This is a genomic window from Betaproteobacteria bacterium, assembly GCA_016720855.1.
In the GTDB taxonomy this organism is placed as follows: domain Bacteria; phylum Pseudomonadota; class Gammaproteobacteria; order Burkholderiales; family Usitatibacteraceae; genus FEB-7.
In genome coordinates, this window is record JADKJU010000003.1 from 782,293 (window position 1) to 806,837 (window position 24,545).

Sequence of the window (24,545 nt, forward strand, 5' to 3'; positions counted from 1 at the left end):
CATGAACGCACTGAACGAAGCCCTCAATCTGGGCGATCTCCTCAAGTACGAAGACGATTGCCTCAACTACTCCCGCGACCTGGTCACCGTGGAATCGGGGCAAACGCTCGAACTGGGCGCAGTCCTCGGTCGCGTGACCACCACCGGCAAGGTAAGGCGCCTCAATCCCGCGGCCACCGACGGGACCGAACACGCGGCCGGCGTCCTGCTGGGCGCAATCGATGCGGGGCTCGCCGATCGCAACGACGGCTTGCTCCTCGCCCGTCACGCCATCGTGGCCTCCAGTGCCGTGGTCTGGCCCTTCGAGATCACCTCCGAGCAAAAGGCCACCGCCACGGCTCAACTCGAAGCTCGCGGCATCCTCATTCGCCAATCCGCCTAAGGGAACCCCACCATGAACAACCCGTTCAACACTCCGGCCTTTTCGATGGCGGCTTTGACCTCCGCCATCAACATCATTCCCAACCGCTACGGTCGAATGGAGGCGCTGAACCTCTTTCCGGTGCGGCCCGTGCGCACCCGGCAGGTCATCGTCGAAGAGCAAAACGGAGTGCTGAACCTCCTGCCTTCCCTACCGCCCGGCTCTCCCGGCACGGTGGGTACGCGCGGCAAGCGCACCGTCCGCTCCTTCGTCATTCCCCACATCCCGCACGATGACGTGGTGCTGCCCGAAGAAGTTCAGGGCATTCGTGCCTTCGGGTCGGAAACGGAGATGGAGAGTGTCGCCGGCGTCATGGCGCGGCACCTGGAGACGATGCGCAACAAGCACGCCATCACGCTGGAGCACCTGCGCATGGGCGCGCTCAAGGGCGTGATTCTGGACGCCGATGGCTCCGTGATCTACGACCTCTACAGCGAGTTCGGCATCACACCGGCAACCGTCAGCTTCGAACTGGCGAATGCCACTTCCAACGTGAAGAAGAAGTGCGCCGATGTCCTGCGCCACCTCGAGGACAACCTCAAGGGCGAATTCATGACCGGTATTCACTGCCTGTGCTCGCCGGAATTCTTCGATGCGCTCACCGATCACCCAAAGGTGAAGGATGCCTACACCATGTGGCAGCAGGGTGCGGTGCTCATCAACGACATGCGCGCCGGCTTCACCTTCGGCGGGCTGACCTTCGAGGAGTATCGCGGTCAGGCAACCGATGCCAATGGGACCACGCGCCGCTTCATCGCCGCCGGCGAGGCTCACGCCTTCCCCGTGGGGACCGTGGACACCTTCGGCACGTACTTCGCGCCGGCAGACTTCAACGAGACTGCCAACACCCTGGGTCAGCCGCTCTACGCGAAGCAGGAACCGCGCAAGTTCGATCGGGGGACGGATCTGCACACGCAGTCCAATCCCCTTCCGATGTGTCACCGGCCCGGCGTGCTGGTAAAGCTCACGGTCGCGTAGGCGATGGGGCTTGTGGAGCGGATCTACGAGGCGGCTGCCAATGTGGGGTTCCTGAAACCCTGCACTTGGCAGCCTTCGGCCGGGGGCGCCCGGCAGACCCACCCGGTGGGTTTCGCCGCCCCCGACGAGATGCTCCTCGATGGGCTCACCGCGAGCACCGAGTATGTGATGTCCTACCCCGCCACGATTTTTACGGGCCTCGCTCCCCGCGAGGTGGTCGAGATCGATTGGGTGGCGTTTCAGGTGCGTGAAGTCCGGGCAGTGGGCGACGGCTCGGAGATGCGCGCCAAACTCACCCGGCTCTAACTCCCATGGCAGGTAACTCGATCCGCGAACAGATCCTGCTCGCGGCGATAGAGGCTTTGCGTCCATCGGCCACTGCACTCGGCGCGACGCTGCACCGCTCGCCAACGGTTGCCATCACTCGCGATCTTTGCCCGGCGCTGGTCGTGTTCCCGGAGAGCGAAACCATCACCGAGCGGGCGAATGACCGGGTCACACGCGAACTCACCGTTCGCATCGTGGCACTCGCCCGCGCGGTTCCTCCCGTGGCGCCGGAAACGCAGGCCGACCAGCTTCTCACGGCAGCCCACGCCGCCTTGATGGCCGACGTGAACCTCGGCGGTCTTGCGCTCGGCATACGAGAGCAGGAGTGCGAGTGGGAGGTGGAAGACGCCGATGCGGTGGCCTCCGCCATCCCGGCGCGCTACCGCATCACCTACCGAACGCTTGCCACCGATTGCTCAGTCCAAGGATGAAATCCATGACGCGAATCGTCTTGAACCGCCCGCACACCCATGCGGGAAAGCACTACGGGGTACGCGATCGGCTCGAGGTCGATGCCGCTACCGCCGATTGGCTGGTGAGCCACGGCATCGCAGCCCTCGACCCCGCGCTTCCCAAGCCTGACTCCGAACTCAAACCTTCCAATCGCAAGGAACCCAAGCCATGAGCACCTATGCCTCCTTTCAAGGCCGCGTCTTTCTCGGAAAACGCGACGCCGCAGGTCTTCCCATCGAAGTGCGCTCCCCCGGCAACGTGGCCGACTTGAAGCTCTCACTCAAGACCGACGTGGTCGAGCACTACGAGAGCCAGACCGGCCAGCGAACGCTCGATCACCGCATGGTCAAGCAGAAGTCCGCCACCGTGAACTTGACCATCGAAGAGTTCACGAAGGAAAACCTGGCGCTTGCCCTCTACGGGAACCACGTCACCGGCACCACCGGCAGCGTGACCACCGAGACGGTGGGAGGTGCCACTCCCGTCGTCGGCGACCGCTACTTCCTGGCGCACCACAAGGTGTCGTCTCTCATCCTCGTGGATTCCGCCGCCACGCCGGCAACGCTGACACTCGGCACGCACTACACGGCGGACACCGATTTCGGCGCCATCCAGTTTCTCGACGTGACGGGACTCACCGCTCCCTTCAAGGCGAGCTATACCTACGGGGTAGCGACCGAGATCGGGATCTTTACGCAACCCCTGCCGGAGCGCTACCTGCGCCTGGAGGGACTCAATACCGCCGAAGCCAATGCAAAGGTGCTGGTGGAGCTCTACCGCGTGGCCTTCGACCCCCTGAAGGAGATCTCCTTCATCTCGGACGATTACAACAAGTTCGAGATGGAAGGCTCGCTCTTGGCGGACACGACGAAGCCTTACGACACGGTGCTGGGTCAGTTCGGCCGCATCGTGCAGCTGTGAGCCGGTGACCCATGAGTGATCTCGATACCCTGGTCCCGCCGAATATCAAGCTGATCGTGGCCGGCGAGGCGATCGCCATCAAGCCCTTGAAGGTGGGCCAGATGCCCGCGTTTCTGCGCGCTGTCACCCCCGTTATGCAGAGTCTCAATCGACCCGACATCGACTGGCTGGCCCTCTTTGGCGAGCGCGGTGACGACCTCCTCTCGGCCATCGCCATCGCCGTGGGCAAGCCTCGCGACTGGGTCGACGATCTTGCGGGCGACGAGGCGATTCTCCTCGCCGCCAAGGTGATCGAGGTGAATGCCGATTTTTTTACCCGGACGGTGATCCCGAAGCTGGACGGCCTCTTCACGCAGGCCAAGCATCTGAATCCGGCTCCCGCAGCGGCCTCTGGTTCGACGCCATCCAGCGGCTGATCGATCACGGCCACCGCCTGCCGGACATTCTCGACTACACCTTGGCGCAGGTCCGCGCCTTTACCCACGCAACCGCTCGGCAGGAGGCAGCCCACGAGGCTCGTCTTCTCTCCCTCATTGCCATCGGCACGCGCGGGGACGCCAAGAGCCTCGACCAAACGCTCGATCGACTGACCGACCGCGCCCACCCATCATGAGGATCACCTTTCGGATCGATAGCGCCGCCGCCCAGGCGCAGCTTCGCCGATGGGGGGGTGAAGTGCGCGCGACCGTCCGGCAGGCGGTCGAACGGGCCATCGCCGGGGAGGCAAGCGAGATCCGGGAAGAGGTACGTAGCCACGTGGCCGGCGAGATGAAGGTCGTCAAGAAGTCCTTCCTCAAGGGCTTCACCGCCAAGGTGCTCGCCAAAGATCCCACGCGCCTGCCTGCGCTCTATGTGGGCTCGCGCATTCCTTGGTCGGGGATACACGAGAGCGGTGGCGCGATCGGTGCTCGGATGCTCATCCCGCTGCATGGGCGCGTCGGACGCAAACGCTTCAAGGCCCAAGTGGCGGAGTTGATGCGTGGTGGCAACGCCTATTTCGTGAAGAACGCCAAGGGAAATGTGGTTCTGATGGCTGAGAACATCAAGGAACACGGACGCCCCCTCGCGGGATTCAAGCGCCGCTACCGCAAGGCCGAGGGGATCAAGCGCTTGAAGCGCGGCACCGCCATTCCTATCGCAGTCCTCGTGCCGAAAGTGCGGCTCAAGAAGCGACTCGACATCGCGCGGCTCATCGCGGGTCGCATTCCGCAACTGGCGATTGCCGTCGAAAAGCAAATTCAGCAGATCAGATAAGGCTACTTGCCTGCAGGCCAGATCTTTTGGCCGATTGCTTTGAACTTGCTGACGCTAAGTGCCCCACGCTCATTTCGCGCCTTCGATCCCGGCGCCTTTAGTGCGCTCTCGATAGCGGTTCGACTCGCTTCGAAAATGGCAGTGGGCTCGAAGTCGCTGTCCAGCAAGACCAACAGCACGCCATCCCACTTGTGCTTGAGATCGATTTTCCCAAGTCGCTGTCCGGGATTCTTGGAGAGGATGCAGCGCCCCTTGATTTGCAATTGCTCGACAGTCTTGCCGGAGCGACGGATGGCGTCAAAGCCGGCCTGCCGGACCTCGGCCAATTCGAGCCTCAAGATGCGCGCGGCTTCGTATTCAGCGACTTCGCCCGTGATGCCAATCGGCCGCCCTGTGAGGGCACGGTACTCCCGCGCCAGTTGCTTCGCCCTGACGATGAGCTTTCCGACTTCCTCGAGGTTTATTGCGTGATGACTCGTCATTGCAACTAGAGATGATCGCTCCTTAATGGCCAACAATCGTATCAGCATTCTCGTTGCCCTCGACGGTGCCGACGAGGGGCTCAAGCGCGCCATCACCTCGGCCGAGCGAAGCCTGGGGGAGCTTTCCACCCATGCCAAGACGGCAGGCGAAAAGGCCTCCGCCGGCATGGCGGAAGTGAAGGCGGGCGTCTCGGCGTTCTCCGAGCAGTTCAATCGCGCCAAGACGCAGTTGATCGGGTTCCTCGCCGCCTTCGAGTTCGCCGGGAAGCTACGCGATGTCATCGCAATCGCGGACGCGTGGAACCAGATGAATGCGCGGCTGAAACTCGCGACCATCGGTGCGACGGAGTTCGCAACCGCCCAATCCTCGCTCTTCGATATTGCCCAGCGCATTGGCGTTCCCCTGCAGGAAGTCGCCATCCTCTATGTGCGGCTGCAGCAATCGGTACGCATGCTCGGGATGGAGCAGAAGGACGCGCTCACCATTACCGAGAGCATTTCGCAGGCGCTTCGCATCTCCGGCGCCTCGGCCACCGAAGCTCAGTCCGCTCTGCTGCAGTTCGGCCAGGCGCTCGCTGCGGGCGTATTGCGCGGCGAAGAGTTCAACTCGGTGGTCGAGAATAGTCCCCGCCTGGCCCAGGCCCTTGCCGAGGGCTTGAATGTTCCCATCGGGAGGCTTCGCAAATTCGCCGAAGAGGGGCGACTCACCGCGGACGTCGTAGTGCAGGCATTGCTCTCGCAGAAGGACAAACTCGCCGCCGAGTACGCCTCCATGCCAGTCACGGTCACACAGGCCATGGAGCGCGTGAGCAATGCGTTCGGTCAGTGGGTGCACAAGCTGGATGAGTCCACGGGCTTTACCCAGAAGCTAGCCGGCGCCTTGACGTGGTTGTCGCAGAATCTCGACGCCGTGATGAAGTGGCTCACCATCATCAAGGACGTAGGGCTTGCGGTCCTGATCTACCGGTTTCTCCCCGCCCTCGCGATTGCCTGGCAAACCGCCGGCGCGGCGGCCGTGACCGCGGCGAGCGCCACAGCCGCCGCGTGGGCGACTGCAAACCAGTCGGTGTCCGCGGCCGTTACGAGCATTGGTGTGGTGAAGACCTCCTTTGCCGCGCTCGGCGCCTTCATGGCCGGCTGGGAGATCGGCACGTGGCTCGGAGAAGTTCGAGATCGTGAGGAAGTCCGGCATCGCCATGGTGGAAGTGCTGATGCGTGGGATCGAGGAACTGCGCTATCGCTGGGAGATGTTCGCAGCCCTCTTTACCTCTGATACCGTCGCCCAAGCCACGCAACGTCACCAAGCGCGGCTCGCGGAAATGAACCAGGTCTTTGCCCAAATGTATGCCGATGCCGGCAAAGGGACGGAGGCCGCCAAGGTAGCGATGACCACCGCCGCCACAGCCGCCGAGGAGATCGCCAAACGCCTCGAAGCGGTCCGTCAGGGAACGCAAGAAGCCGTTGGCCGCGGGCTCGAAGCCGTGCACGCGGCCATCGAGAAGCTCAAGTCTCGGCTGGGTGAAGTCGAACAGGCGATCGGCAAAGCCAATCAGACCGTCACCGATACCACCGCCAAGATGGCGGAGGCCTACAAGGGACTCACATCCCTCGTAGAAGCCAACCTGCAGCGGCAGGTCGACGCGGTCAAGGCGCGCTATCAGCAGGAGCAGAGCGCGCTGGAAACCGCGCATGGCTCCGAGAGTGCGCTGATCACCCGATCCACGCAGTTGCTCACGGAGGCGCTCACTCAGCAGACGATGCTTCGCCGGCAAGCCTCGGTCGAGGCGATGAAGCTGATCGATGACGAGTCCGGCGCCCGGATCGAGGCCGCTCGCCGCCAAGGGACGACGGATCAGGAGCGCAGCGCCAACATCCAGCGGGTGGAGAACGAGATTCTCGCCACCAAGCGTCAGACGATGACGCAGGCGCTCACCGAGTACCGGGCGCACATCGAAGCGCTCAACGCGGAAGCCAACCGGCATCTGGCCGAGGTCACCCGGATCGAGCAGGCCAAGCGCCAGCTCTCGATGTCCACCGAAGAGCGTATCCGCGACATCCAGCGCCAAGGGATGGGCGAATACGAGGCGACCGAGGATCGCAAGAGCCAGATCGCTGAGTACCAGGCCAAGGCCCGAGCGGCGCTGGCCCAAGGCAACTTCGAGGAGGCCCGGACTCTCGGCCAGAAAGCCATGGACCTCGCGGCTCAGGTCGCGAGCAGCCAGACGACGGAAGCCCAACGTGCGCAGGCCGCGCGGACGCAATCCGAACAGGGTGCAACGCAAGTCGCCCAGTTGGAAGCGCAGTCACGCGAGGCCGCTCGCGCCCAGGAATACGGGAAGGCCGAAGCCCTGATGCGCCAAGCCGACTCGCTTCGTGCCGAGATCTCGCAAAAGACCCGCGAAGCGGACACCGCAATCGCGAAAGGGAAGGACGAGGTCAACGCGGCCGTGCAGAATATCCGCGCCTCCGAAGAAATCCTCAATCAGACGTTGGACGCCGAGGCGAGCGCGCACCGAACGGCCGCGCAATCCGCACTTTCGGCTCGTAACGAGATCAAGCAGACCCTCTCGCAGACCGAAACGCAGATCGACCAGATCACGGCGAAGCTGCAGGAGGGGCTGAAGGTCACGATCGGTGCCGACACCGCCCGCTTTGATCAGGCGATTGCGGAACTCGACAAGGCACTCGCCGAGAAAGAGCGACTGCTGGTCATCAAGGCGGATCTCGAGCAGGCCGAGAAGCGGTTGCAGGAGTACCTGCAACTCCTCAAGGAGGGGAAGTCCTTACCCGTCAATGCGGACTTCACCAAAGCCCAGGAGGCGCTCGACAAACTGAAGGCCTACGCCGAACAGAATTCCCAACTCGAACTCAAGGTGGCGACCGAAAAGGCCCAAGCCGCCATCACCAACGTGGATGGCCAAATCCGGGCGCTCGCCAATGTCCAAACCGAGTCCCGCCATCAGGTCACCTCCAATGTTGTGGCCGCCCGCACCGAGATTCAGTCTCTCAACGGCGCGAACACCTCGAGCACGCACACCATCACCGTCCGAAAAGTGGAAGCCAACGCGACCGGCGGCCTCGTCGGTGCTGGCGCACGGCAGAGTGCTGGCGCACGGCAGAGTGCTGGCGCACAGCATTTCTCAGAGGGAGGCGCCACATCATCGGACTTTCCGAGAATGGCAGGCGGCTCGGTCCCCGGTTCCGGTCACCACGACACCGTGCCGCGCACGCTCGAATCCGGAGCCTACGTGCTCCGCAAGGCCGCGGTGCGCAAGTACGGCGGCGGGGCGCTTTCAAAGCTTGCCAATGGCGTGGCGCGCTTCGCTATCGGCGGGCCGGTGAATTCGTCGGGCAGGGGCCGCCAGGGACAGGACGAGCAGCCCCGTGACGGTAACGCGGACGGCGGACACGGACCTCGGAAGAGCAACCGCGACGCGATCGAGGCCTTGAAGCTGATCGAGTTGGGGCTGCGCGGCATGGACGAGTACACGAGCTGGATGGAGAGGAATTACAGCGGCTCGGTGAGTCTCGACATGCGCTACAAGACGATGGAGCGCTACAACAAGCAGGCGCAGGCCGATCGTGATGCGGTCCAGGCATTCGTTGGCCAGAACCAACTCACCGCAAACGAGCGTGGCACTCTGGAATCCATCCGCCAAACGTGGCGAACAGCCATGGCGCAGCCGCTGGTCTTTGGCAAAGACCTGGAGCGCGAGCTGATCACCTACATGGAGCAGAACCAAGGCAAGCTCTTCGCCGACGGGGGCCTGTCCTCCTCGGACTCGATCCCGGCGATGCTCACCCCGGGCGAGTACGTGGTGAACAAGGACGCCGTCTCGCGCTTCGGGTCCGGCTTCTTCGAGGCGATCAACCGCTTGGCACTTCCCGCACGAGCGCTCGCTTCGCACGTGCAGGGATTCGCGACGGGTGGCTTGGTGAATCCGCTTGGCTCCGCCTTGTCCGTCACGCGCCCCGCGCTGGATGCTGCGGTTGCGCCCACGCGCACGGTGCGGGTTGAACTGGCCTCCGGTGATCGCCGGGTCAGCGCCTCCATCAATGCGGGCGATGAAACGCGCCTCTTGCAGATCCTCGAAGTCGCCCGCGCTCGGGCCGCCTGAGTCTCCACGCGATGCAGCTCAAGAACCTCACCGATGGGGTGGTGCTGGCGTTGCCCGACGACCTCCTCTGGGCGGACGAACATGCCTGGAGCCCGGTCGTCGCCAACGTGTCCTACCTCCTCACCGGTGCCCTCCTCGTGCAAGCCGCGACCCGGCAGGCGGGGCGCCCCATCACGCTCGTGGGGGCCGCCGACATGGGCTGGGTTACGCGCGCTGCAGTCGAGACGCTCTATGGGTGGGTCGCGGCACCCTTGGCGGTCGATTCGGGGCGTTTTGAATTGACACTTACCGACGCGAGAGTCTTCACCACGGCCTTCCGGTTCGGGGACACGGCGATCGAGGCGGAACCGGTCCTGGGATTTCCCGCGCGACTGGATACCGACTTCTACCGCCTCACGCTGCGCTTAATGCAAATCTGACTCTCCGGAGCCCTGAATGACGATTCTTGCTGGCGACGTGAAACTCGTGGCCTCCCAAGTCATGGATGACGTTGCAACGGGTGGGGGTGCGCCGACCGCTACCGTCATCGCAGACGGCGTGAGCAATTCCATCTTCAACGACATTTCGGAACTCGATCGCGCGGGCGGCCGGGTGAATCTGCGCAAGGTATTCGCGAGCGTTCAGACGCCCACGCGCGACGGCTACTACGGGGCGAACGTGATCGTGGCCGATCCCCCGGACGATCCGCGTGTCTCCATCACGATCTTCAAAACGGGCGAGGTCTTCGATCGCCGCACTGATGCCGCGAACCGCGTCGAGGCTTACCTCAACAAAGGGAGCGCGTGGGGCGGGTACCTCTTCGAAAACCACATCACTGGCCAGCGCGCGATCCAGCTTCTTCAGCGCGAAGGCGCGCCGCTCCCGTCGGTCGGCAAGACGCTCCACCTCGCTTTGAACGAGGGCCTGGGATCGGAAGTCTCGCAATACGTCCGGGTCACACGGGTTTCCTCGGAAGTGCGGACGTTTACCTACTCCAACGGTTCAACCTACGTTGACTACCAAGCTGCCGTCGTGACCTGCGAAATCTCAGATGCCCTGCGCTATGACTTCGCGGGATCAGCCCCCTCACGCCTGTTCCTCGCGGAGACTGGAAAGACGAAGGTCCGCGATACCCTGGTGGCCAACGCCGCAAAATACTACGGCGCCGTCCCGACTACGACGAGCGTGGCGATTGGTGACGTGGTGGCCAACGTCGCGACAGTGTTTTCCCAGATCGTGCCAAGCGCGCAGACGGAAACGCCGCTGGTGGACGTGCGCAGCAACGGCCTGAGCGTGGCGCTCACCGCGAGCGGCACCCCGGTAACGCTCGCCCTTACTCTCGCCTTCACCACCTCGAACCGGCTTTTCATCGGCGGGGGGATCCTGCCAGGAAGCCTCACCGTTACCAGATCGGGCGTCACGCTAACTGATGCGGCCGGCGTCCTCATGAACGGTTCGTCGCAAGTCGGTACCGTGGATTACGAGGGCGGAATCCTGAGCCTCACAGTGAACGTGTTCGGCGCGAGCGGCGGATCGCACGCAATCGTCTACAACCCGGCCGACATCCCGCCTCTCATTTCGGATTCGTTCGGCGTGAACGTCACGATCGAAACCCGAAGCATCAGCTACGCCATCACGCTCCCTTCGGTCCCGGCACGGGCTTCGTTGAGCGTGAGCTACTTGTCAGGAGGTCGATGGTACGTCCTGCGAGAAGGCGGGAACGGCGTACTCGCGGGCGCGGACACGTCCTACGGCGTGGGCACCTTAAGTTTCGCCACAGGTTCCTTAGCGCTGACACTCGGGGCACTCCCCGACGTGGGCAGCGCAATCGTCTTTCAGTATTTCACCCAAAACTCGACCGGATCCGTATCGAACACGGACCTCTATAACGGAGGCAAGCTCTACGTCCCGATCAATACCTCCGGGGAACTCACCGAGGCGCCCGGTGAAACGCGAATCCGCGCCGGTGCGGCCACCGTGTCGTGGCTCTATGGCGCCGTAACAAAGACCGCAACGGACAACGGTCTCGGGATTCTGACCGGGGATGCGACCGGCTTCGTGAATTACACGAAGGGCGTGGTCTACGTGAGCCCGAACGTGCTGCCCGCCTCCGGCACGACGTTCATGCTCAATTCCACCGGCGCCGCACCGGTCACGGCCGCAAGTGTTGCGATCGGCGGCGGATTCATCGGGGAAACGAATATCAGGCCGGGAACGGTTTCCTTCACCCTTGCCGCGCAAATCAACTACTCCACGATCTATCCCTTTTCCGACCTGCGCATTGACCCGGCCTTCAAGGCGCGGTCGGTCGCGGTCACGGACAACGGAAGCGGGAGCCTCCTTATCGAGGATGACGTTCACGGCCGGGGGACGATCGGGACGATCAATTACGCCACAGGGCAGGTCAACGTTTCTGCCTCGGGTTCTCTGGCCACGTCGGATATGCAAGGCCCCGCCATCATTACGACGCATCCCATTGGGGGGTTTTCCTCAACGTACCTCTGGAATGGATCGCCGATCGGCGGCGCGGGCGTCGGCGACCTCCGGGTTCGCTCGCTCACGGCGGCGCCCCAAAACGTCGCCGTTTCCTACCTGGTGGCGGCGGGCGGCGCGGGAAGCGTGAGCGTTGCGGTGAGCGAATACCAGGCCAAGACGATCATGACGTCGGACTTCACCCTGCGCGGCGTGAGTTTCCGCGTTGGCGCGAACCGCTATATCGAGCAAACGGACGGCACGATCTCCAAGAATCCCGACCCGATCACCGGGATTGGGACGCCGTGCGGCGTGGTGAACGGCGCTCTCGGGACGCTCTCCATCACGTCGTGGACAACGGGCGATGCGCCAACGATTGCCGATTGGGCCGCAATCCAAGCCCCGCCCACGGCGGGTCTCTCGGCACCGTTCATGAACTCGGCAGTCATGTTTCGCACCTCGGCCGCCCCGATCCGCCCGTCGTCCCTCAGCGTTCTCGGCACCCTGCAAGACGGCACGACATTCAACGTGACGGCCGACGCAACAGGGCGCTTCAACGCAACGCGGGTAAAGGGGCGCGTGGATTACGAGTACGGCACGGTCCAACTCTACTTCGTGAACCCGTCGGCGAGTGCTGCGCTCAATATCGACCTCGCCTTCCTCGGGATCTCGGGCCTCACGACCATCCCGGCCGATCTGTGCCGCATTTCGACGCTGCGCTACAACGCGGTCGCCTACTCCTACCTCCCGCTGGACGCTTCCGTGTTGGGGATCGACCCGGTGCGGCTTCCGACCGATGGACGGGTTCCGATCTTTCGCCCTGGCGACTTTGCGGTTCTCGGCGACACCGCGACGCTCGCGCCGGCAACGGTTTCAAACGGGCAGACAGTGAATTGTGGCCGCGTGCGGCTCTCGCGCGTTCGCGTGATCGGAAGCGATGGCGCAGTTATCAGCACCGGCTACGCGGCCGATCTGGAAGCCGGCACCGTCACGTTCAGCGCGGTTGCCGGGTATTCGCAGCCCGTGACGGTTGAGCATCGCATCGAAGACATGGCGCAAATCTCGGATGTTCAGATCAATGGGCAGCTTTCGTTCACCCGGCAGATCACTCACGCCTACCCAATCGGCTCCCTGGTGTCATCCGCCCTCATTTCCGGGGACATGAAGGCCTACGTGTCCGTCCAGTTCGATCAGGCGACGTGGGATAGCTCCTATGTCGATTCCCGCGTGGGATCCACCGCGACCGGAACCTACAACGACGTGCTGGCGCCGATCGAAGTCACGAACGTCGGCGCCTCCACCGAGCGCTGGAGCGTTCAATTCACGAACACGACCTCGTTTAACGTGATCGGCGAACACGTAGGCGTGATTGCCACCGGGAATACCTCGACCGATCTTGCGCCCGTTAATCCCGCAACCGCGCAGCCCTACTTCACCCTGCGAGCCTTGGGGTGGGGAAGCGGATGGGCGGCCGGCAATGTCCTGCGATTCAACACCGTGGGCGCCATCTTCCCGGTGTGGGTGGTTCGCACCATCCAGCAAGGCCCCGAAACCGTAACCAACGACTCGTTCACGGTATTGATCCGTGGCGACGTTGACCGCCCATAAGGAAGCCTCGTGGCAGATACGACCGTCAAGATCTTCGATTCCACGATGACCGGTGCGCCGACGCTCACCAACGTCGCCGGGAACATGATTTCCGTACTCGATGCCTGTCTCGTCAACGGCTTCGGTCTTGTGACGACGACCTCCCTTGTCGTGGCGAGTGGTGTCGCGACCGCGACCATAGCGACCGGACACTCGGCGCGCATCGATTCGGTCGTCTTGATCGCTGGTGCGACGCCGGCCGCACTCAATGGTGAGAAGAAGGTCTTGAGCACCACGACGAACATAGTCGTCTTCGATGCGACTGGCGTAGCCGATGGCGCGGCAACCGGAACGATCACCCTCAAGCTCGCGCCGGCCGGGTGGGTCAAGGCGTTCGCCGGCACGAACAAGGGAGCCTACAGAAGCGCGAATGCAGCGGCGAGTGGGGTGTTCCTGCGGGTCGATGACACGGGCACGACGTGCGCCCGCGTGGTCGGTGCCGAGGGTATGACCGACGTCGATACGTTCACGGCAAAGTTCCCGGCTGAAGTGCAGCTTGCCGGCGGCGGCTACCTGGCGAAAGCCGGGACAACCGGCGCGAAAAAGTGGTGGATCATCGCCAACGATCGGTTCTTCTACATCGGGGTGGCCCACAACGCGACCTACCCGGATTCCTACATCATCAGCGGGTACGGCGACATCGTTTCGAAGAAATCCCCCGACGCCTACCGATTCGTGGCCTTGTCGCGCACCACCGACGCATCGGCAACGGCGGCAGACGGATCGACGAGTCCCGCGACCGGCAACTACACGTCGAGTGCGCGCTATATCGCGCGGCCCTACACGCAACTCGGCTCAGGAACTGCGATTTCGCTGCGGTTCTTCTGCCCGCTCAACATGAGCGGTTCGGCTGCCGAATCGTCTGGGTACTACACGGGGCTGCACCCCTATCCCAACCCGGCCGACAACGCGATCATTTACAGCCCCATGTACGTCATCGAGGGGCTTGGCATTCGCGGGGAGTTGCCAGGGCAATTTGCCGCTCCGCAATCCATCGGCAATGCGATCCTGAACGATACGGTATTCACCGACGCGCCGAGCCCCGGGAAGAAGACCGTCTGGAAGATGGCCGGCTACGGCGCAATCTATACCGGCGGGACGTTTATCGACATCACGGGGCCGTGGGCCAGCTGACATGGGCCAGTGGGTCGCCACACCGATCTTCCTTTCGCCATTTCAATCGCCGGCCATCAGCTTGAAAGCGGCGTCGGCGCTGCGATCGCGCGATGTCTACTTCGGAGGAGCCGGCAGGATCACCGGCACCGTGAAGGAAAAGGGGACGCCGGACCTTCCGGTTGTTCGGCGCGTGTGGCTTCACGTCTTAGCAAGCGGGATTCCGATCTGCGAAACCTGGAGCGCGCCAGACGGGGCCTACGCCTTTGACCGCCTGGACGTCACGCAGCGCTATTTCGTGGTCGCGTTCGATCACAATGGGAACTACCGCGCGGTCATCGCCGATAACCTGACCCCGGTCGTGCCGGCATGATCGAGATTTCCGCCGCCCTCAACGACGCTCGCCTCGCGGGCGTTGTCGCTTTTCTTGCCTCCGGAACGTCGGCTGAGAAGATGATGGTCTACGACGGTGCGCGGCCCGCGTTCGGCGCAACCCCGACTGGAATCCTGCTGGTCGAGATTGCCCTCCTCGACCCCTTCGGGACCATCCTCGATGGGGTGCTCACCGTCGCGCCGCCGCCACCGGCGATGATATTGGCCACCGGGGTGGCAACCTGGGCGCGTGTTGTGAACGGCGCCGACGTGATTGGCTGGGATTGGGACGTGTCGGACGCGGCCGGCTCCGGGAACGTGAAACTCGATTCCGTCACCCTCTTCGCCGGCGGATTCGCGAGCATCATTTCCGGGGTGTTGACGTAGGCCGTGGCCGACTCCGATCTGCTATTCAGCCTGTCGCCGGGAACGTCGAACCTACTGTTCGGCGAAACCGCGACGGCGCCATCCGTCACCGGCACGATGAGCGGCGCGTTTCCCGCGATGACGGCCGCGGTCGTGGCGAACTACAAGTCGGAAACGCCGCGCCCGACGGTACGCTCGACCGCAACGGCATGGGAACTCGCGCGACAGTCGCCCACAGGCGCGCAGGCGCGGGCGTCTGTGGCGCTGAAGCATGCGACCGAGCGCACGCAGTCCTGGGCCAACGCCCGTGCGCTCAGGGCGGCAGTAACGGCAGTCATTCCGCAACGCTTCGACCATACCCGGATCGCCGTGCGATCGGGCGAGGCCGAGGCCGTGCGGGTGCCGGCGGGGAATCGTGCCTCGATGTTCCAAGACGCGCTGCGCGATCGGCGGACTTGGCGCACGGCGCGCCACCAGGAGGCGCAGACCCTTCGCCACGCGCGAGCCTCGACCTTCCAAGATTGCAACCGGGGCGCAAGGGGCTGGATGCGATCCCGGTTCACGGGCACTTCGGGCGGCGTTGGCCGAGGGTTTTCGTGGAATCAAACGAGCGCGAACCCGCTGCCGATCATTCGCGGCGCGCGTCATCAAGAGGCACGGCGTCCGCCGGCTGGCCGCTGGATACCCACCGTCCCGGAGGTTCCCGGTGATCGGTGCTACACCCCAAGCGGAAAGCTCCTCTTCTTCGAGCGCGCAGACGGCACGGGAAGTCTCCTCTTCGTCTGCGAGAAGGTCCTTCCCCCGTCCCACACGACGGTCATCGTCCCGGTTCGGAGTGTCTACATGGTCTTGAACAACGTTTGGCTCAAGCGCGTGGCCGGCAACATAGATATTCCGACCCTCTCGATGAGTCTCAAGATCGATGCGGACTCCTGGACCTGGGGGTTCGACGCCACCGTTCCGGCTGATGCCTTGGCAAGTCTCGAGCCCGGCTCGGATGGCAACCCGGTGGAACTCGAAGCGAGCATCAACGGGACCGCCTATCGCGTGCTCGCCGAGGGCTTGTCGCGCGAGCGGGTATTTGGCGAGGCGACTGTTCGAGTCACCGGTCGCGGAAAAGGCGCGGTTCTCGATACGCCCTACGCTCACACGATGAATTTCTCGAACGCGGTCAACCGCACAGCGCAGCAACTCATGGCTGACGTGCTCACCATCAACGGGGTCGCAATCGGATGGGACGTGGACTGGAGGCTCACCGATTGGCTGGTGCCCGCGGGAGCCTGGTCACACCAAGGCTCCTACATTTCTGCGCTCAAGACGATCGCCGGGGCGGCCGGCGCCTACCTTCAACCGCACCGGACTGTGCAGGCGATCCGGGTCGTGCCGCGCTATCCCTTGCCGCCTTGGGAGTGGGGTTCGGTGATCCCCGACTTTGAGCTTCCCTCGGCGCTCACGAGCCGGGAAGCGATCGATTGGAAGGATGCGGCCCGCTACAACGGGGTCTACGTCTCCGGCGTTTCCGCCGGCGTTCTGGGCTTCGTGAGGCGCACCGGCACGGCCGGGGAGATCTTGGCGCCGATGGTGGTCGACCCCCTGATCACCGAAGCGGCTGCTGCCCGACAACGAGGCATCGCAGTGCTGGCCGATACCGGACGGCAGATGGAGGTGAGCCTGCATCTACCGGTACTGGCCGAAACAGGAATCATCGAGCCGGGAGCCTTCGTGTCCTATCGGGACGGCGACGTCACGCGGCTGGGCTTGGTGCGCAGCACGAGCGTGCAGGCGGGGCTCCCCGAGGTCTGGCAGACATTGGGGGTCGAGGCCCATGCATAACGTCTACCAGCAATTTCGCCAGCTGCTGCCCGATGCCCCCTTGCAGGCCGGGACGGTCACGGAAGTCGGCTCCGGCGTCGTGACCGTGCAACTGCCCGGTGGGAGCCACCTCCAAGCGCGAGGCAGCGCCGAGTTCGGACAGAAGGTCTTCGTGCGCGACGGACTGGTCGAGGGCGTTGCGCCGAGTCTCACGCTGGAATTGATCGAGATTTGATAATGCCACGGAGCCTCAACGTCATCCGCCACTCATTGAGTGGCAAAATCCTCTCAGCCTTTCGGAGAGGATTGCCCGATGACCACCAGCCCGGAAGATATCGCCTTCATACTGGCGCGGATGCCGAGTAGCCCCGAGGACTACAGGCAACTCGTCCTGAGAAACCTCTCGCGTCTACTCGGCCTCGTCGAATTGGCCAACGGCGGGTACGAGTTCGCGCCCAAGTCGGACGCGCGTATCGACGCGGCGATGAACCAGTTGCTCGACGCCATCACAGAGGCCGAGATCAGATTCGTCCCGGCCCAGCGCGAAGCCTCACTGAGGATGCTCTCTGAGGCACTGCCCAACGATGAAGGCGTGAGGAGATTTCTGGATGGCCTATGGCCGTGAGCGCCGCCCAGCTTCCTCGGTCCCTCGGCCCTGGCGGACAATGAAGCGGTCACCCAATGACAAACCGGAATAGGTCGCAATATACCCGAAGCGGAAGTAGCGGCCTTGTGAAAGCGGACTATCGCGTGTACGTCCAACCTTTGTCTTTGTGATGTCAATTCACGGCGGCCCCAGATGACTGTCACAAAGGCTCTTAGCAGGGTCACGCATTGGTGAGGCACACTCCAATTCGCGTCAAAGAGATGGGGCGACGGCATGCACACAAGGACGATGGTCATGAATACAGACCAAGCGAATCGCAATGGCACGCGGTTTCCATTGGAAACGCTGTATTCCGTGCTGGTTCAATCTAGCGAAGGCACTCCGATGTTCATGAGTCATGACATGCATCGGCCCATCGGCTGGTCGGCTGCGCACGGAATCGCGCTACACGCAGGGGTAAGCTATCTAATGGGGCTGGCGAGCTTTCCGACGACAGGGGACGAAGAGGAAGTTGTCGGAGCGCGAGCGCGGGCTCACATCGACAAAAAGCTTGCGAGTGTGGAGCCCGACTCGAAGCGTCGTCTCGACGAGGCAGCAGGGTCGCACCTGCGTCCTAACGCCTTCTATATGTCGCGAGAATGTGCAACTCTGGTGCAGGCCGGAGTTGCTAAGCAGCTATTTCCCCGACTCTTCCCGGAGAAGGAGAACGACAAGCGCGCCCTCATTCCGTTGGCCGACCTTCACGCCGTTGGCCCGGGTGTTTACGAGGTGGCGGACGGCATCTGTGTGTTCGCCCACCGATACCTTAGGCGGTCTGCGTCGCGCTGGAACAATCTGAATGTGCCATTCCTTCAACGGTTCCAGGACACGGCGATTCGGAACAAGGATTTCGAGGCTCGCATTGCTCTGGACACCGATGCCATCGGCCTGTCTGACACCTACCGGGAAGCAATTGAACTTCAGTTCTGGTGGGGCCCCAAGTTCAACGACAATCTATCTGAGATTGACACTCAGATCACAAGGCACGCCGCCACCAAGCGTGACCGCCTCTTTCACCGTATCGACCGAACAGAGTTCTGGTGGTATGACCAGGACGCGTTGCGTGCTTTCGAGTGCGAGGAGGTTGTGGACGGTCAAACACTGGGGATTGAGGACGCTGACCGCTATGCATGCCGCTACGCCCACTCGATGGTGGACTTGGTCAAGAACGAGCCACACCATCTCGACGGCGCCGTTCGAATCTACGATGACGAGCAGATTCTTCGGCGTCTCGACTTAAACATGGCGGAGGCAGGCCGCCACTCCGAGTATGTAAAGCTCTGGAGAGTAGACGGGCGAATTCCTGTTCCGCTATGGAAAGCTCTCCTCAGCGACTACTTCCGCGACAATCACCTAGTGTCCGAGTATCTCGGCGCTCAGGTCGACGAGAAGGAACGGACATTCGACACCGAACCGGCAGTGAAGCAGCCACCGCTTCCGCTTGAGTTTGGGTGCGACAGTTCCCCGGCATTTCTTCTCAGCTTTCTGCCACCCGAGCGCTCGAAGGCAGAGGCCGACATCGATGTTCGCTGCGACGACTTCTTCACACAAGGTGACAGACGCTTCGCGGCTGTGGACTTGGTCGCGCTGGACTTGCTGAAGCGAATCACTTGCTCTGGAGTTCGCGTCAGCCGACCGGACGACTTCGTCTGGGTTGCCTTCGAAGACATGCACGCGCAGCTCCCACGCTTACGCGTTTCAAACCTTTCGATGGCGCCCGCTGTGTGCCGAAGCGTCGCAACTTGGCTTCAGGACAGAGGTAAGGTTGGCGGGGCCGCCGTCACTGGTTGCCTTGATTTCGTTTCCGCGCAAGCCGGCCTGAGACTCGCGTTCACGGGTGCGCCAGAACGAATAGCCCAGGGCCTGCATGCATTGGCTTCAGGTGACCCTCAATTGTTCCACGAAGGCTTGAAGATGCTGCAAGTGCTGCGTCCAGGCACGACTCAGTCCGCTCTAGACTGCGCGAAACCACTTGAAGCTGTCCGCACCGACGCCACCTTCGAACTTGGGCGCCAGTTCATCCCAGGAGCGGAACTTCGAGCGAATGCTGTAGGGCGCGCGGTTTTCGTTCCAAAAGCGGCTGCAGCGCAGATGGGAGTTGAAGCAGCCTTAGAGAGCGGAGAAGTCTCTGCCGTCCCGGTCTTCACAGTTTCTGCGGCTACATGCACTACATGCAAGCGGTCCTACTTAACCTGCTCCTGTGAGGGCGGCCTTGTGGTAGACAAAGGCGTGTTCCTGGGTTCAGTCCTGACACTCCATTCAGCCTTCGGTGCTTCCGAGCTCGCCCAGTCTGGCTAGCTAGCCACCGAGCCCCAACTTACAGTGCGCGTCGAAAAGGAGGTCCGCGACGCCGATGCTTCGCCGTTGGCCCGAGACCGCTTCTGGCCGACAGCGCCAGTTGACGGACCACAGTTGAACGACCGCTTTGTCCTCGCTTTCGGCTATCGAAAAGCAAACGCGTCCCTGTTAGGCACATGCCGCGGCGTAAAGCGCTCCCGCCTCTAAGTCCTCATCCCCCTGATTCAACCCTGAACCCGTACCGAGGCATTCCGCTTCGGGCGGGTTCGCTTTTTTTGGAGACCCAAGATGACCGAAGCCGTACCCACCACGCAGGATGACAACATGCTGACGCTTCGCAAGGAGGACCTCGAGGACCTGATGGGCCGTGCCGCCGAACGCGGCGCCGAGCGCGTGCTCGCGCACTTCGGCCTCGAAAGCGCGAACGCAGCTCAGGACATCCGTGAGATGCGCGATCTGCTCGATGCTTGGCACGACGCCCGACGCACGGCGCTACGAACCATCATCAAGGTCGTCACGACCGGGATCCTCGCCGCCTTGTTGGTCGGCGTCGCCATCAAGCTGAGATTCCTGGGGGGAAGCCAATGATCGAGACTCTGTTGGGCGGCCTGCTGGGTGGGCTCTTTCGCCTGGCTCCCGAAGTGCTCAAGTGGTTCGACCGCAAGAACGAGCGCGGCCACGAACTCGCGATGCAGGACAAGGCGCTCGAATTCGAAAAGATGCGCGGCGCCCAGAAGATGGCCGAGATCGGGGCGAGTGCTGACGCGGCGTGGAATACCGGCGCTGTCGAGGCGCTCCGCGATGCCGTCCGTGCCCAGGGCGAGAAGACGGGCGTCCGCTGGGCCGATGCGCTCTCCTGCAGCGTTCGCCCCGTCATCACCTACTGGTTCATGGCGCTCTACTGCGCAGCCAAGACGGCAGCCTTTGTGGCAGCCGTGACAGCGGGCGCGGGTTGGGGTGCCGCCATCGTGCACGCTTGGACGGAGGCTGATCAGGCTCTGTGGGCCGGGGTGCTCAACTTCTGGTTCCTCGGACGCGTGTTTGATCGGGTGCGGCCGTAATTGCGGTTCCGAGTAACGCGGTGGAACTCGCAAAGCGGTTCGAGGGATTCCACCGGGTGCCAAAGGAGGATCCCGCGCGAGCGCACCCCTATGTCTGCCCCGCGGGCTACTGGACGATCGGCTACGGCCATCTGTGCGATCCGCACCATCCCCCGATCACCGAAGCCGAGGCAGAGGTCTACCTGGCGCAGGACCTGACGAACGCCCTCAACGCGACGTTGCGGTATTGCCCGGTGCTCGCTACGGAGCCCGAAGGGCGGCTCGCAGCCATCGTCGACTTCACCTTCAATCTTGGGGCGGGGCGATTGCAAGCGTCGACCCTGCGAAGCAGGCTCACCCGGCGAGCCTGGGATGCGGCAGCCTATGAACTGCGGCGGTGGGTTCATGGGGGTGGACGGGTGCTGCCCGGCCTGGTCGCACGCCGGGAAGCGGAGGCACAAACCCTCCTCGCCGCAGAACTTATTGTCCGAGTGTCGTAGAGTGACGAGTTATGGGGCTGCGCTTTCGAAAGAGGTTTCCCTTAGGCAAGCTGCTCCGCCTCAATGTGAGCGGTTCCGGCTTGAGCATCGGGGTCGGACCGCCGGGGCTGAATTTCAACATTGGGCCGCGGGGTATACGCCGAACCGTCGGCGCTCCGGGAACGGGGGTCTACTATCAGGATTCGACCAGCTGGCCGAAGGAGACCGGTTCTAGCACACAGCCCGAGACTGGAGGGACGAGCAGTTCCGGCTTTCCATGGCTCGGCGTCCTAGTGCTTCTCCTATTGGCGTTTGGCATTGCACGCGCCTGCAGCGTAGTGACGCCGTCGTCACCTTCCCAGGAGCGATCGGCAGTCCAGGCGACCAGTCATCAGGTCGCATCGCCAAGTCCTGCGCCACCAAAGCTTCTACCCGACCGGCCGCTGACGCGCGACGAGATTCGCGAACTTCAGCAGGCCCTGAAGCAGAAGGGATTCAACCCTGGGCCAGTGGATGGCATGGTCGGCCCCCGGACGCGCACCGCATTGCAAACCTTTGCGCGACAACGTGGACGGAATCTTCCGGGTGAGCCAACGTTACGGGCGCTGGAGGCCGTGCGCGCCATGCCGCCGTGACGATTGCTAGTGCAACACCGGCTCGCACAAATGCAGCAACTGCGCCCGGATAGTCCCAGGCGATGCCGTCAGATCAACCGTTGCGAACCGTATGCTATGTCCCTGGATGACCACGGTTTCGTCCATGTGATCGCCCACACTCGGATGACTGACTACGCACGCCATTTCCTTACCTTTCTTGCCAAGTTGATATAGGCGGACGGCGGGCGGTCATTGAGATTAGATGGAAGTAGCAACGATGTCCTTAGGTTGCGCTTAAACCCAAGAAGGCCATCGGCCAGCTTATCTGCTGCCAAACGGTCAACTGCGTACCTACTAAGTTCGACCCGATACGTCGTACTGAATGAGACTATGTTGCGATCGAATGCAGCATGATGAATCTTACAGAGCGCTACTCCATTACGTGTTTCGTCAGTGCTGGACGACTCTGTAACCGGAACTATGTGCGCCGCGTCCAGGAGGTCCATTTGCAGCCCACACATGGCACACCTGTGTCCATATGCCGACAGGACCCGGCGCCGAAAGGACTGCTCTCGGTACTTCCGCACAATCTGTTGAATTATGGTCTTGCGCTTGACTGCCAGGCTCGAAATCTGGTCTTCGGCTAGGTTGTCTAGGGAGTTCAAGAGCGCCATATCATGTGCGGCCTTGCCGCTCTCGTGGAATGATTGGGCGCTAGAGGCATAGTCAACTAAAAATTCCGGGCGGAACGCCACAACAAGTTCCCCGTTGTGCCTTTGATATGTTGCGAATCCGCTGTCCCGCGCTCGTTCAAGGATTTCTATCTTTACTTGGGCGGACTGTGATGCTTCGCCTTGCCCTATATGCCTCGAAATGTCCCAGGCTGCAAAGACGGCGCAATCTTGATGCCACCCTAGTAGTAGAGTTCGCAGGCCAGGGGCCGCGGTAACTGCAGTCGTAAATTGAATGCGGTACTCATCCTTGGCGCGCTTCCGACCGCCACCGTGCGTGCAATTCCAGATGTAGGCACGCACAGCAACGGGTGCTCCGCCGCAGATTGACTTCAGCACATAGGGGTTGCGTCCCTCGGCAATTGTCCCTGTCCAGCCACCCTGCTCCACCGACCGAACTAGTGTGTTGACTAAATCGCGCTTGGCCATACGAGTCCCATGATCAGGTGGCCATCGGAGGCGAACGTCCTATTCACATATCGATCGCGCGATGTGGGTTGTGATGATTTTTTGCTCATCGGCGCTTATGTGCGGCCTGTGAACGGTGGCGTTGGGGAGACATGACCAGCCTCAGGATCGAATTCCGATTTGATCGAACGGGTTGATTGTCATCCCCCCCGTTGGCCGGGTAAACACCTCGCGTCAGATTTGTGCGCTATTTCCCTTGCGCGATGGTCGCTTCAAGCGCCACAATGCTTTGTACGTAATACGAAAACCGGGCTGGTTTTCGCATTACGCATAACTTCAATTTGGTGAGTGACATGGGAAGACCAAGCGTCGTAGCGCCGCGCGAGACAACCGCCTCGATTCGAATGAGTTCTGCTGAAAAGGCCGCGCTGGAGGGGCGGGCAAAGACCTTGGGACACAGGTCCTTGAGCGAATATCTGCGCGCATTGGCAAAGGCAGACTTCGAGGCCGCAACACCGAAATTGAAGCCACCGCGTGTCGTCCGACCGTTGACAAAATATCACTCCACAAAGCTAGGGGCGATGTGGAACGGAGATTCGCTCGACTGGATGGATACACGGGAAGCGGGGAGCGTAAATCTTATAATGACGTCGCCCCCGTTCGGACTTGTACGCAAGAAGACCTACGGCAATGAAGATGCTCACGCCTACTGCGACTGGTTTCGCCCCTTTGCGGAGCGCTTCCGCAAGGTGCTACGCGATGATGGAAGTCTCGTAATTGACATCGGTGGCGCGTGGAAACCGGGGACACCGACACGTTCGCTTTATCACTTCGAGTTGTTGGTCATGCTTTGCGAGGAATACGGCTTTCACCGAGCTCTTGTGCACTATTGGTGGAATCCCGCAAAGCTACCGACCCCAGCTGAGTGGGTGAATGTTCGACGTGTACGGCCGAAGGACGCAGTCAACTGCGTATGGTGGTTGTCAAAATCCCCCTATCCAAAGGCAAGTAACCGTCGAGTCCTGGCCCCATATAGTGACTCGATGAAAGCCTTGCTGAAGAACGGCTATCGAGCCAAGACACGACCGTCCGGCCACGTGATTTCGGAAAAATTTGGTCGCGACAACGGAGGGTCCGTTCCACCCAATCTACTTGCTATTGCGAACACGGAATCCAACGGAGCCTACCAGGACTATTGTCGCGAACGAGGCTTAGACATTCATCCCGCGCGATTCCCTGCAGCATTGCCCGAGTACTTTATCCGGATGACGACGGATCCGGGTGACTTCGTCTTCGACCCATTCGGAGGTTCCTGTGTAACTGGAGCGGTTTCGGAAACACTTCGGCGCCGATGGGCATGCGTAGAACTAAATGCTACCTACCTAGAAGGCGCGATCGCGAGGTTCGTTTGTCCACCGTCTCCTACGGCTGCCGAGAAGCCGTCGTCATACGCAATTCACACGCCATGCGCAGCCCCAGTAAACGAATCGGAGGTCCCGCTGGTGGCTAACGGGGGTGCCTCTCGGGCTGCCTGACTTAGGCTGCAGCAGCCACGACAGAAGCCCACGGCGCGAGAACTGCTGCCCCTAGGTCGGACAGGTCCAAGCAGCCAACCGGGCCTGATCCGACGCG

The 24,545-nt window shown here is 62.3% G+C and carries 24 protein-coding genes and 1 pseudogene; 23 read left to right on the top strand and 2 right to left on the bottom strand.

Annotation, left to right across the window (positions count from 1 at the left end):
• Position 1 precedes the first annotated feature (1 nt).
• The 8 genes from IPP91_17535 (at position 2) to IPP91_17570 (ending at position 4,354) form a co-directional block, all read left to right on the top strand.
• On the top strand, positions 2–382 hold the full coding sequence (locus IPP91_17535) for a head decoration protein (GenBank protein MBL0143850.1): 381 nt from the start codon (positions 2–4) through the stop codon (positions 380–382).
• 12 nt (positions 383–394) lie between these two features.
• Positions 395–1,399 carry a major capsid protein gene (locus IPP91_17540; GenBank protein MBL0143851.1) on the top strand — a complete coding sequence of 335 codons (1,005 nt, stop codon included), beginning with the start codon at positions 395–397 and terminating at the stop codon, positions 1,397–1,399.
• 3 nt (positions 1,400–1,402) lie between these two features.
• Entirely contained in the window at positions 1,403–1,705 is a 303-nt protein-coding gene (locus IPP91_17545) for a hypothetical protein (protein ID MBL0143852.1), read from the top strand.
• Positions 1,706–1,710: 5 nt separating this feature from the next.
• Positions 1,711–2,157, top strand: coding sequence for a hypothetical protein (locus IPP91_17550; protein MBL0143853.1), 447 nt, complete (start codon positions 1,711–1,713; stop codon positions 2,155–2,157).
• Between the two features lie 5 nt (positions 2,158–2,162).
• Positions 2,163–2,351 (top strand): hypothetical protein, encoded by a 189-nt coding sequence (locus IPP91_17555; GenBank protein ID MBL0143854.1) that lies wholly within the window; start codon positions 2,163–2,165, stop codon positions 2,349–2,351.
• Positions 2,348–3,100: a hypothetical protein gene (locus IPP91_17560; GenBank protein MBL0143855.1), complete on the top strand. Its 753-nt coding sequence runs from the start codon at positions 2,348–2,350 to the stop codon at positions 3,098–3,100. Before IPP91_17555 ends, IPP91_17560 begins: the two co-directional genes overlap by 4 nt.
• A gap of 11 nt (positions 3,101–3,111) precedes the next feature.
• Positions 3,112–3,516 carry a hypothetical protein gene (locus IPP91_17565; protein MBL0143856.1) on the top strand — a complete coding sequence of 135 codons (405 nt, stop codon included), beginning with the start codon at positions 3,112–3,114 and terminating at the stop codon, positions 3,514–3,516.
• Positions 3,517–3,709: 193 nt separating this feature from the next.
• Positions 3,710–4,354 carry a hypothetical protein gene (locus tag IPP91_17570; GenBank protein ID MBL0143857.1) on the top strand — a complete coding sequence of 215 codons (645 nt, stop codon included), beginning with the start codon at positions 3,710–3,712 and terminating at the stop codon, positions 4,352–4,354.
• Between the two features lie 2 nt (positions 4,355–4,356).
• Here IPP91_17570 and IPP91_17575 read toward each other — a convergent pair whose 3' ends face one another.
• Positions 4,357–4,836, bottom strand: a complete 480-nt coding sequence (locus tag IPP91_17575; GenBank protein ID MBL0143858.1) for a hypothetical protein — start codon at positions 4,834–4,836, stop codon at positions 4,357–4,359.
• A 25-nt stretch (positions 4,837–4,861) separates the two neighbouring features.
• Here IPP91_17575 and IPP91_17580 point away from each other — a divergent pair.
• The 14 genes and pseudogenes from IPP91_17580 to IPP91_17645 all read left to right on the top strand — a co-directional run bounded on the left by IPP91_17580 (position 4,862) and on the right by IPP91_17645 (position 21,813).
• Positions 4,862–8,954 (top strand): annotated as a pseudogene (locus tag IPP91_17580) (tape measure protein).
• A gap of 11 nt (positions 8,955–8,965) precedes the next feature.
• Positions 8,966–9,373 carry a hypothetical protein gene (locus tag IPP91_17585; GenBank protein MBL0143859.1) on the top strand — a complete coding sequence of 136 codons (408 nt, stop codon included), beginning with the start codon at positions 8,966–8,968 and terminating at the stop codon, positions 9,371–9,373.
• A 16-nt stretch (positions 9,374–9,389) separates the two neighbouring features.
• Positions 9,390–13,013, top strand: coding sequence for a hypothetical protein (locus IPP91_17590; GenBank protein ID MBL0143860.1), 3,624 nt, complete (start codon positions 9,390–9,392; stop codon positions 13,011–13,013).
• Positions 13,014–13,058: 45 nt separating this feature from the next.
• On the top strand, positions 13,059–14,186 hold the full coding sequence (locus IPP91_17595; GenBank protein ID MBL0143861.1) for a hypothetical protein: 1,128 nt from the start codon (positions 13,059–13,061) through the stop codon (positions 14,184–14,186).
• A 1-nt stretch (position 14,187) separates the two neighbouring features.
• Positions 14,188–14,538: a hypothetical protein gene (locus IPP91_17600; protein ID MBL0143862.1), complete on the top strand. Its 351-nt coding sequence runs from the start codon at positions 14,188–14,190 to the stop codon at positions 14,536–14,538.
• Positions 14,535–14,924: a hypothetical protein gene (locus IPP91_17605; GenBank protein ID MBL0143863.1), complete on the top strand. Its 390-nt coding sequence runs from the start codon at positions 14,535–14,537 to the stop codon at positions 14,922–14,924. The genes IPP91_17600 and IPP91_17605 overlap by 4 nt, the downstream gene beginning before the upstream one ends.
• A gap of 3 nt (positions 14,925–14,927) precedes the next feature.
• Complete coding sequence (locus IPP91_17610) at positions 14,928–16,736, top strand: hypothetical protein (GenBank protein MBL0143864.1); 1,809 nt, start codon at positions 14,928–14,930, stop codon at positions 16,734–16,736.
• Positions 16,729–16,950, top strand: coding sequence for a hypothetical protein (locus IPP91_17615; GenBank protein ID MBL0143865.1), 222 nt, complete (start codon positions 16,729–16,731; stop codon positions 16,948–16,950). Before IPP91_17610 ends, IPP91_17615 begins: the two co-directional genes overlap by 8 nt.
• Positions 16,951–17,028: 78 nt before the next feature.
• Positions 17,029–17,340 (top strand): hypothetical protein, encoded by a 312-nt coding sequence (locus tag IPP91_17620; GenBank protein ID MBL0143866.1) that lies wholly within the window; start codon positions 17,029–17,031, stop codon positions 17,338–17,340.
• Between the two features lie 276 nt (positions 17,341–17,616).
• Entirely contained in the window at positions 17,617–19,659 is a 2,043-nt protein-coding gene (locus tag IPP91_17625) for a hypothetical protein (GenBank protein ID MBL0143867.1), read from the top strand.
• A 288-nt stretch (positions 19,660–19,947) separates the two neighbouring features.
• Complete coding sequence (locus IPP91_17630; GenBank protein MBL0143868.1) at positions 19,948–20,247, top strand: hypothetical protein; 300 nt, start codon at positions 19,948–19,950, stop codon at positions 20,245–20,247.
• The gene (locus IPP91_17635) at positions 20,244–20,720 is read left to right on the top strand and encodes a hypothetical protein (GenBank protein ID MBL0143869.1); all 477 of its coding nucleotides are present in this window, start codon (positions 20,244–20,246) and stop codon (positions 20,718–20,720) included. Before IPP91_17630 ends, IPP91_17635 begins: the two co-directional genes overlap by 4 nt.
• Positions 20,720–21,199: a lysozyme gene (locus IPP91_17640; protein MBL0143870.1), complete on the top strand. Its 480-nt coding sequence runs from the start codon at positions 20,720–20,722 to the stop codon at positions 21,197–21,199. The genes IPP91_17635 and IPP91_17640 overlap by 1 nt, the downstream gene beginning before the upstream one ends.
• Before the next feature lie 11 nt (positions 21,200–21,210).
• Positions 21,211–21,813: a DUF4236 domain-containing protein gene (locus IPP91_17645; GenBank protein MBL0143871.1), complete on the top strand. Its 603-nt coding sequence runs from the start codon at positions 21,211–21,213 to the stop codon at positions 21,811–21,813.
• Between the two features lie 152 nt (positions 21,814–21,965).
• On the opposite strand, the gene IPP91_17650 is transcribed toward IPP91_17645, so the two are convergent.
• A complete protein-coding gene (locus IPP91_17650) occupies positions 21,966–22,934 on the bottom strand; it encodes an HNH endonuclease (protein ID MBL0143872.1) in 969 nt (322 codons plus the stop codon).
• Positions 22,935–23,317: 383 nt separating this feature from the next.
• On the opposite strand from IPP91_17650, the gene IPP91_17655 reads away from it, so the two are divergent.
• On the top strand, positions 23,318–24,448 hold the full coding sequence (locus IPP91_17655; protein MBL0143873.1) for a site-specific DNA-methyltransferase: 1,131 nt from the start codon (positions 23,318–23,320) through the stop codon (positions 24,446–24,448).
• Positions 24,449–24,545 lie beyond the last annotated feature (97 nt).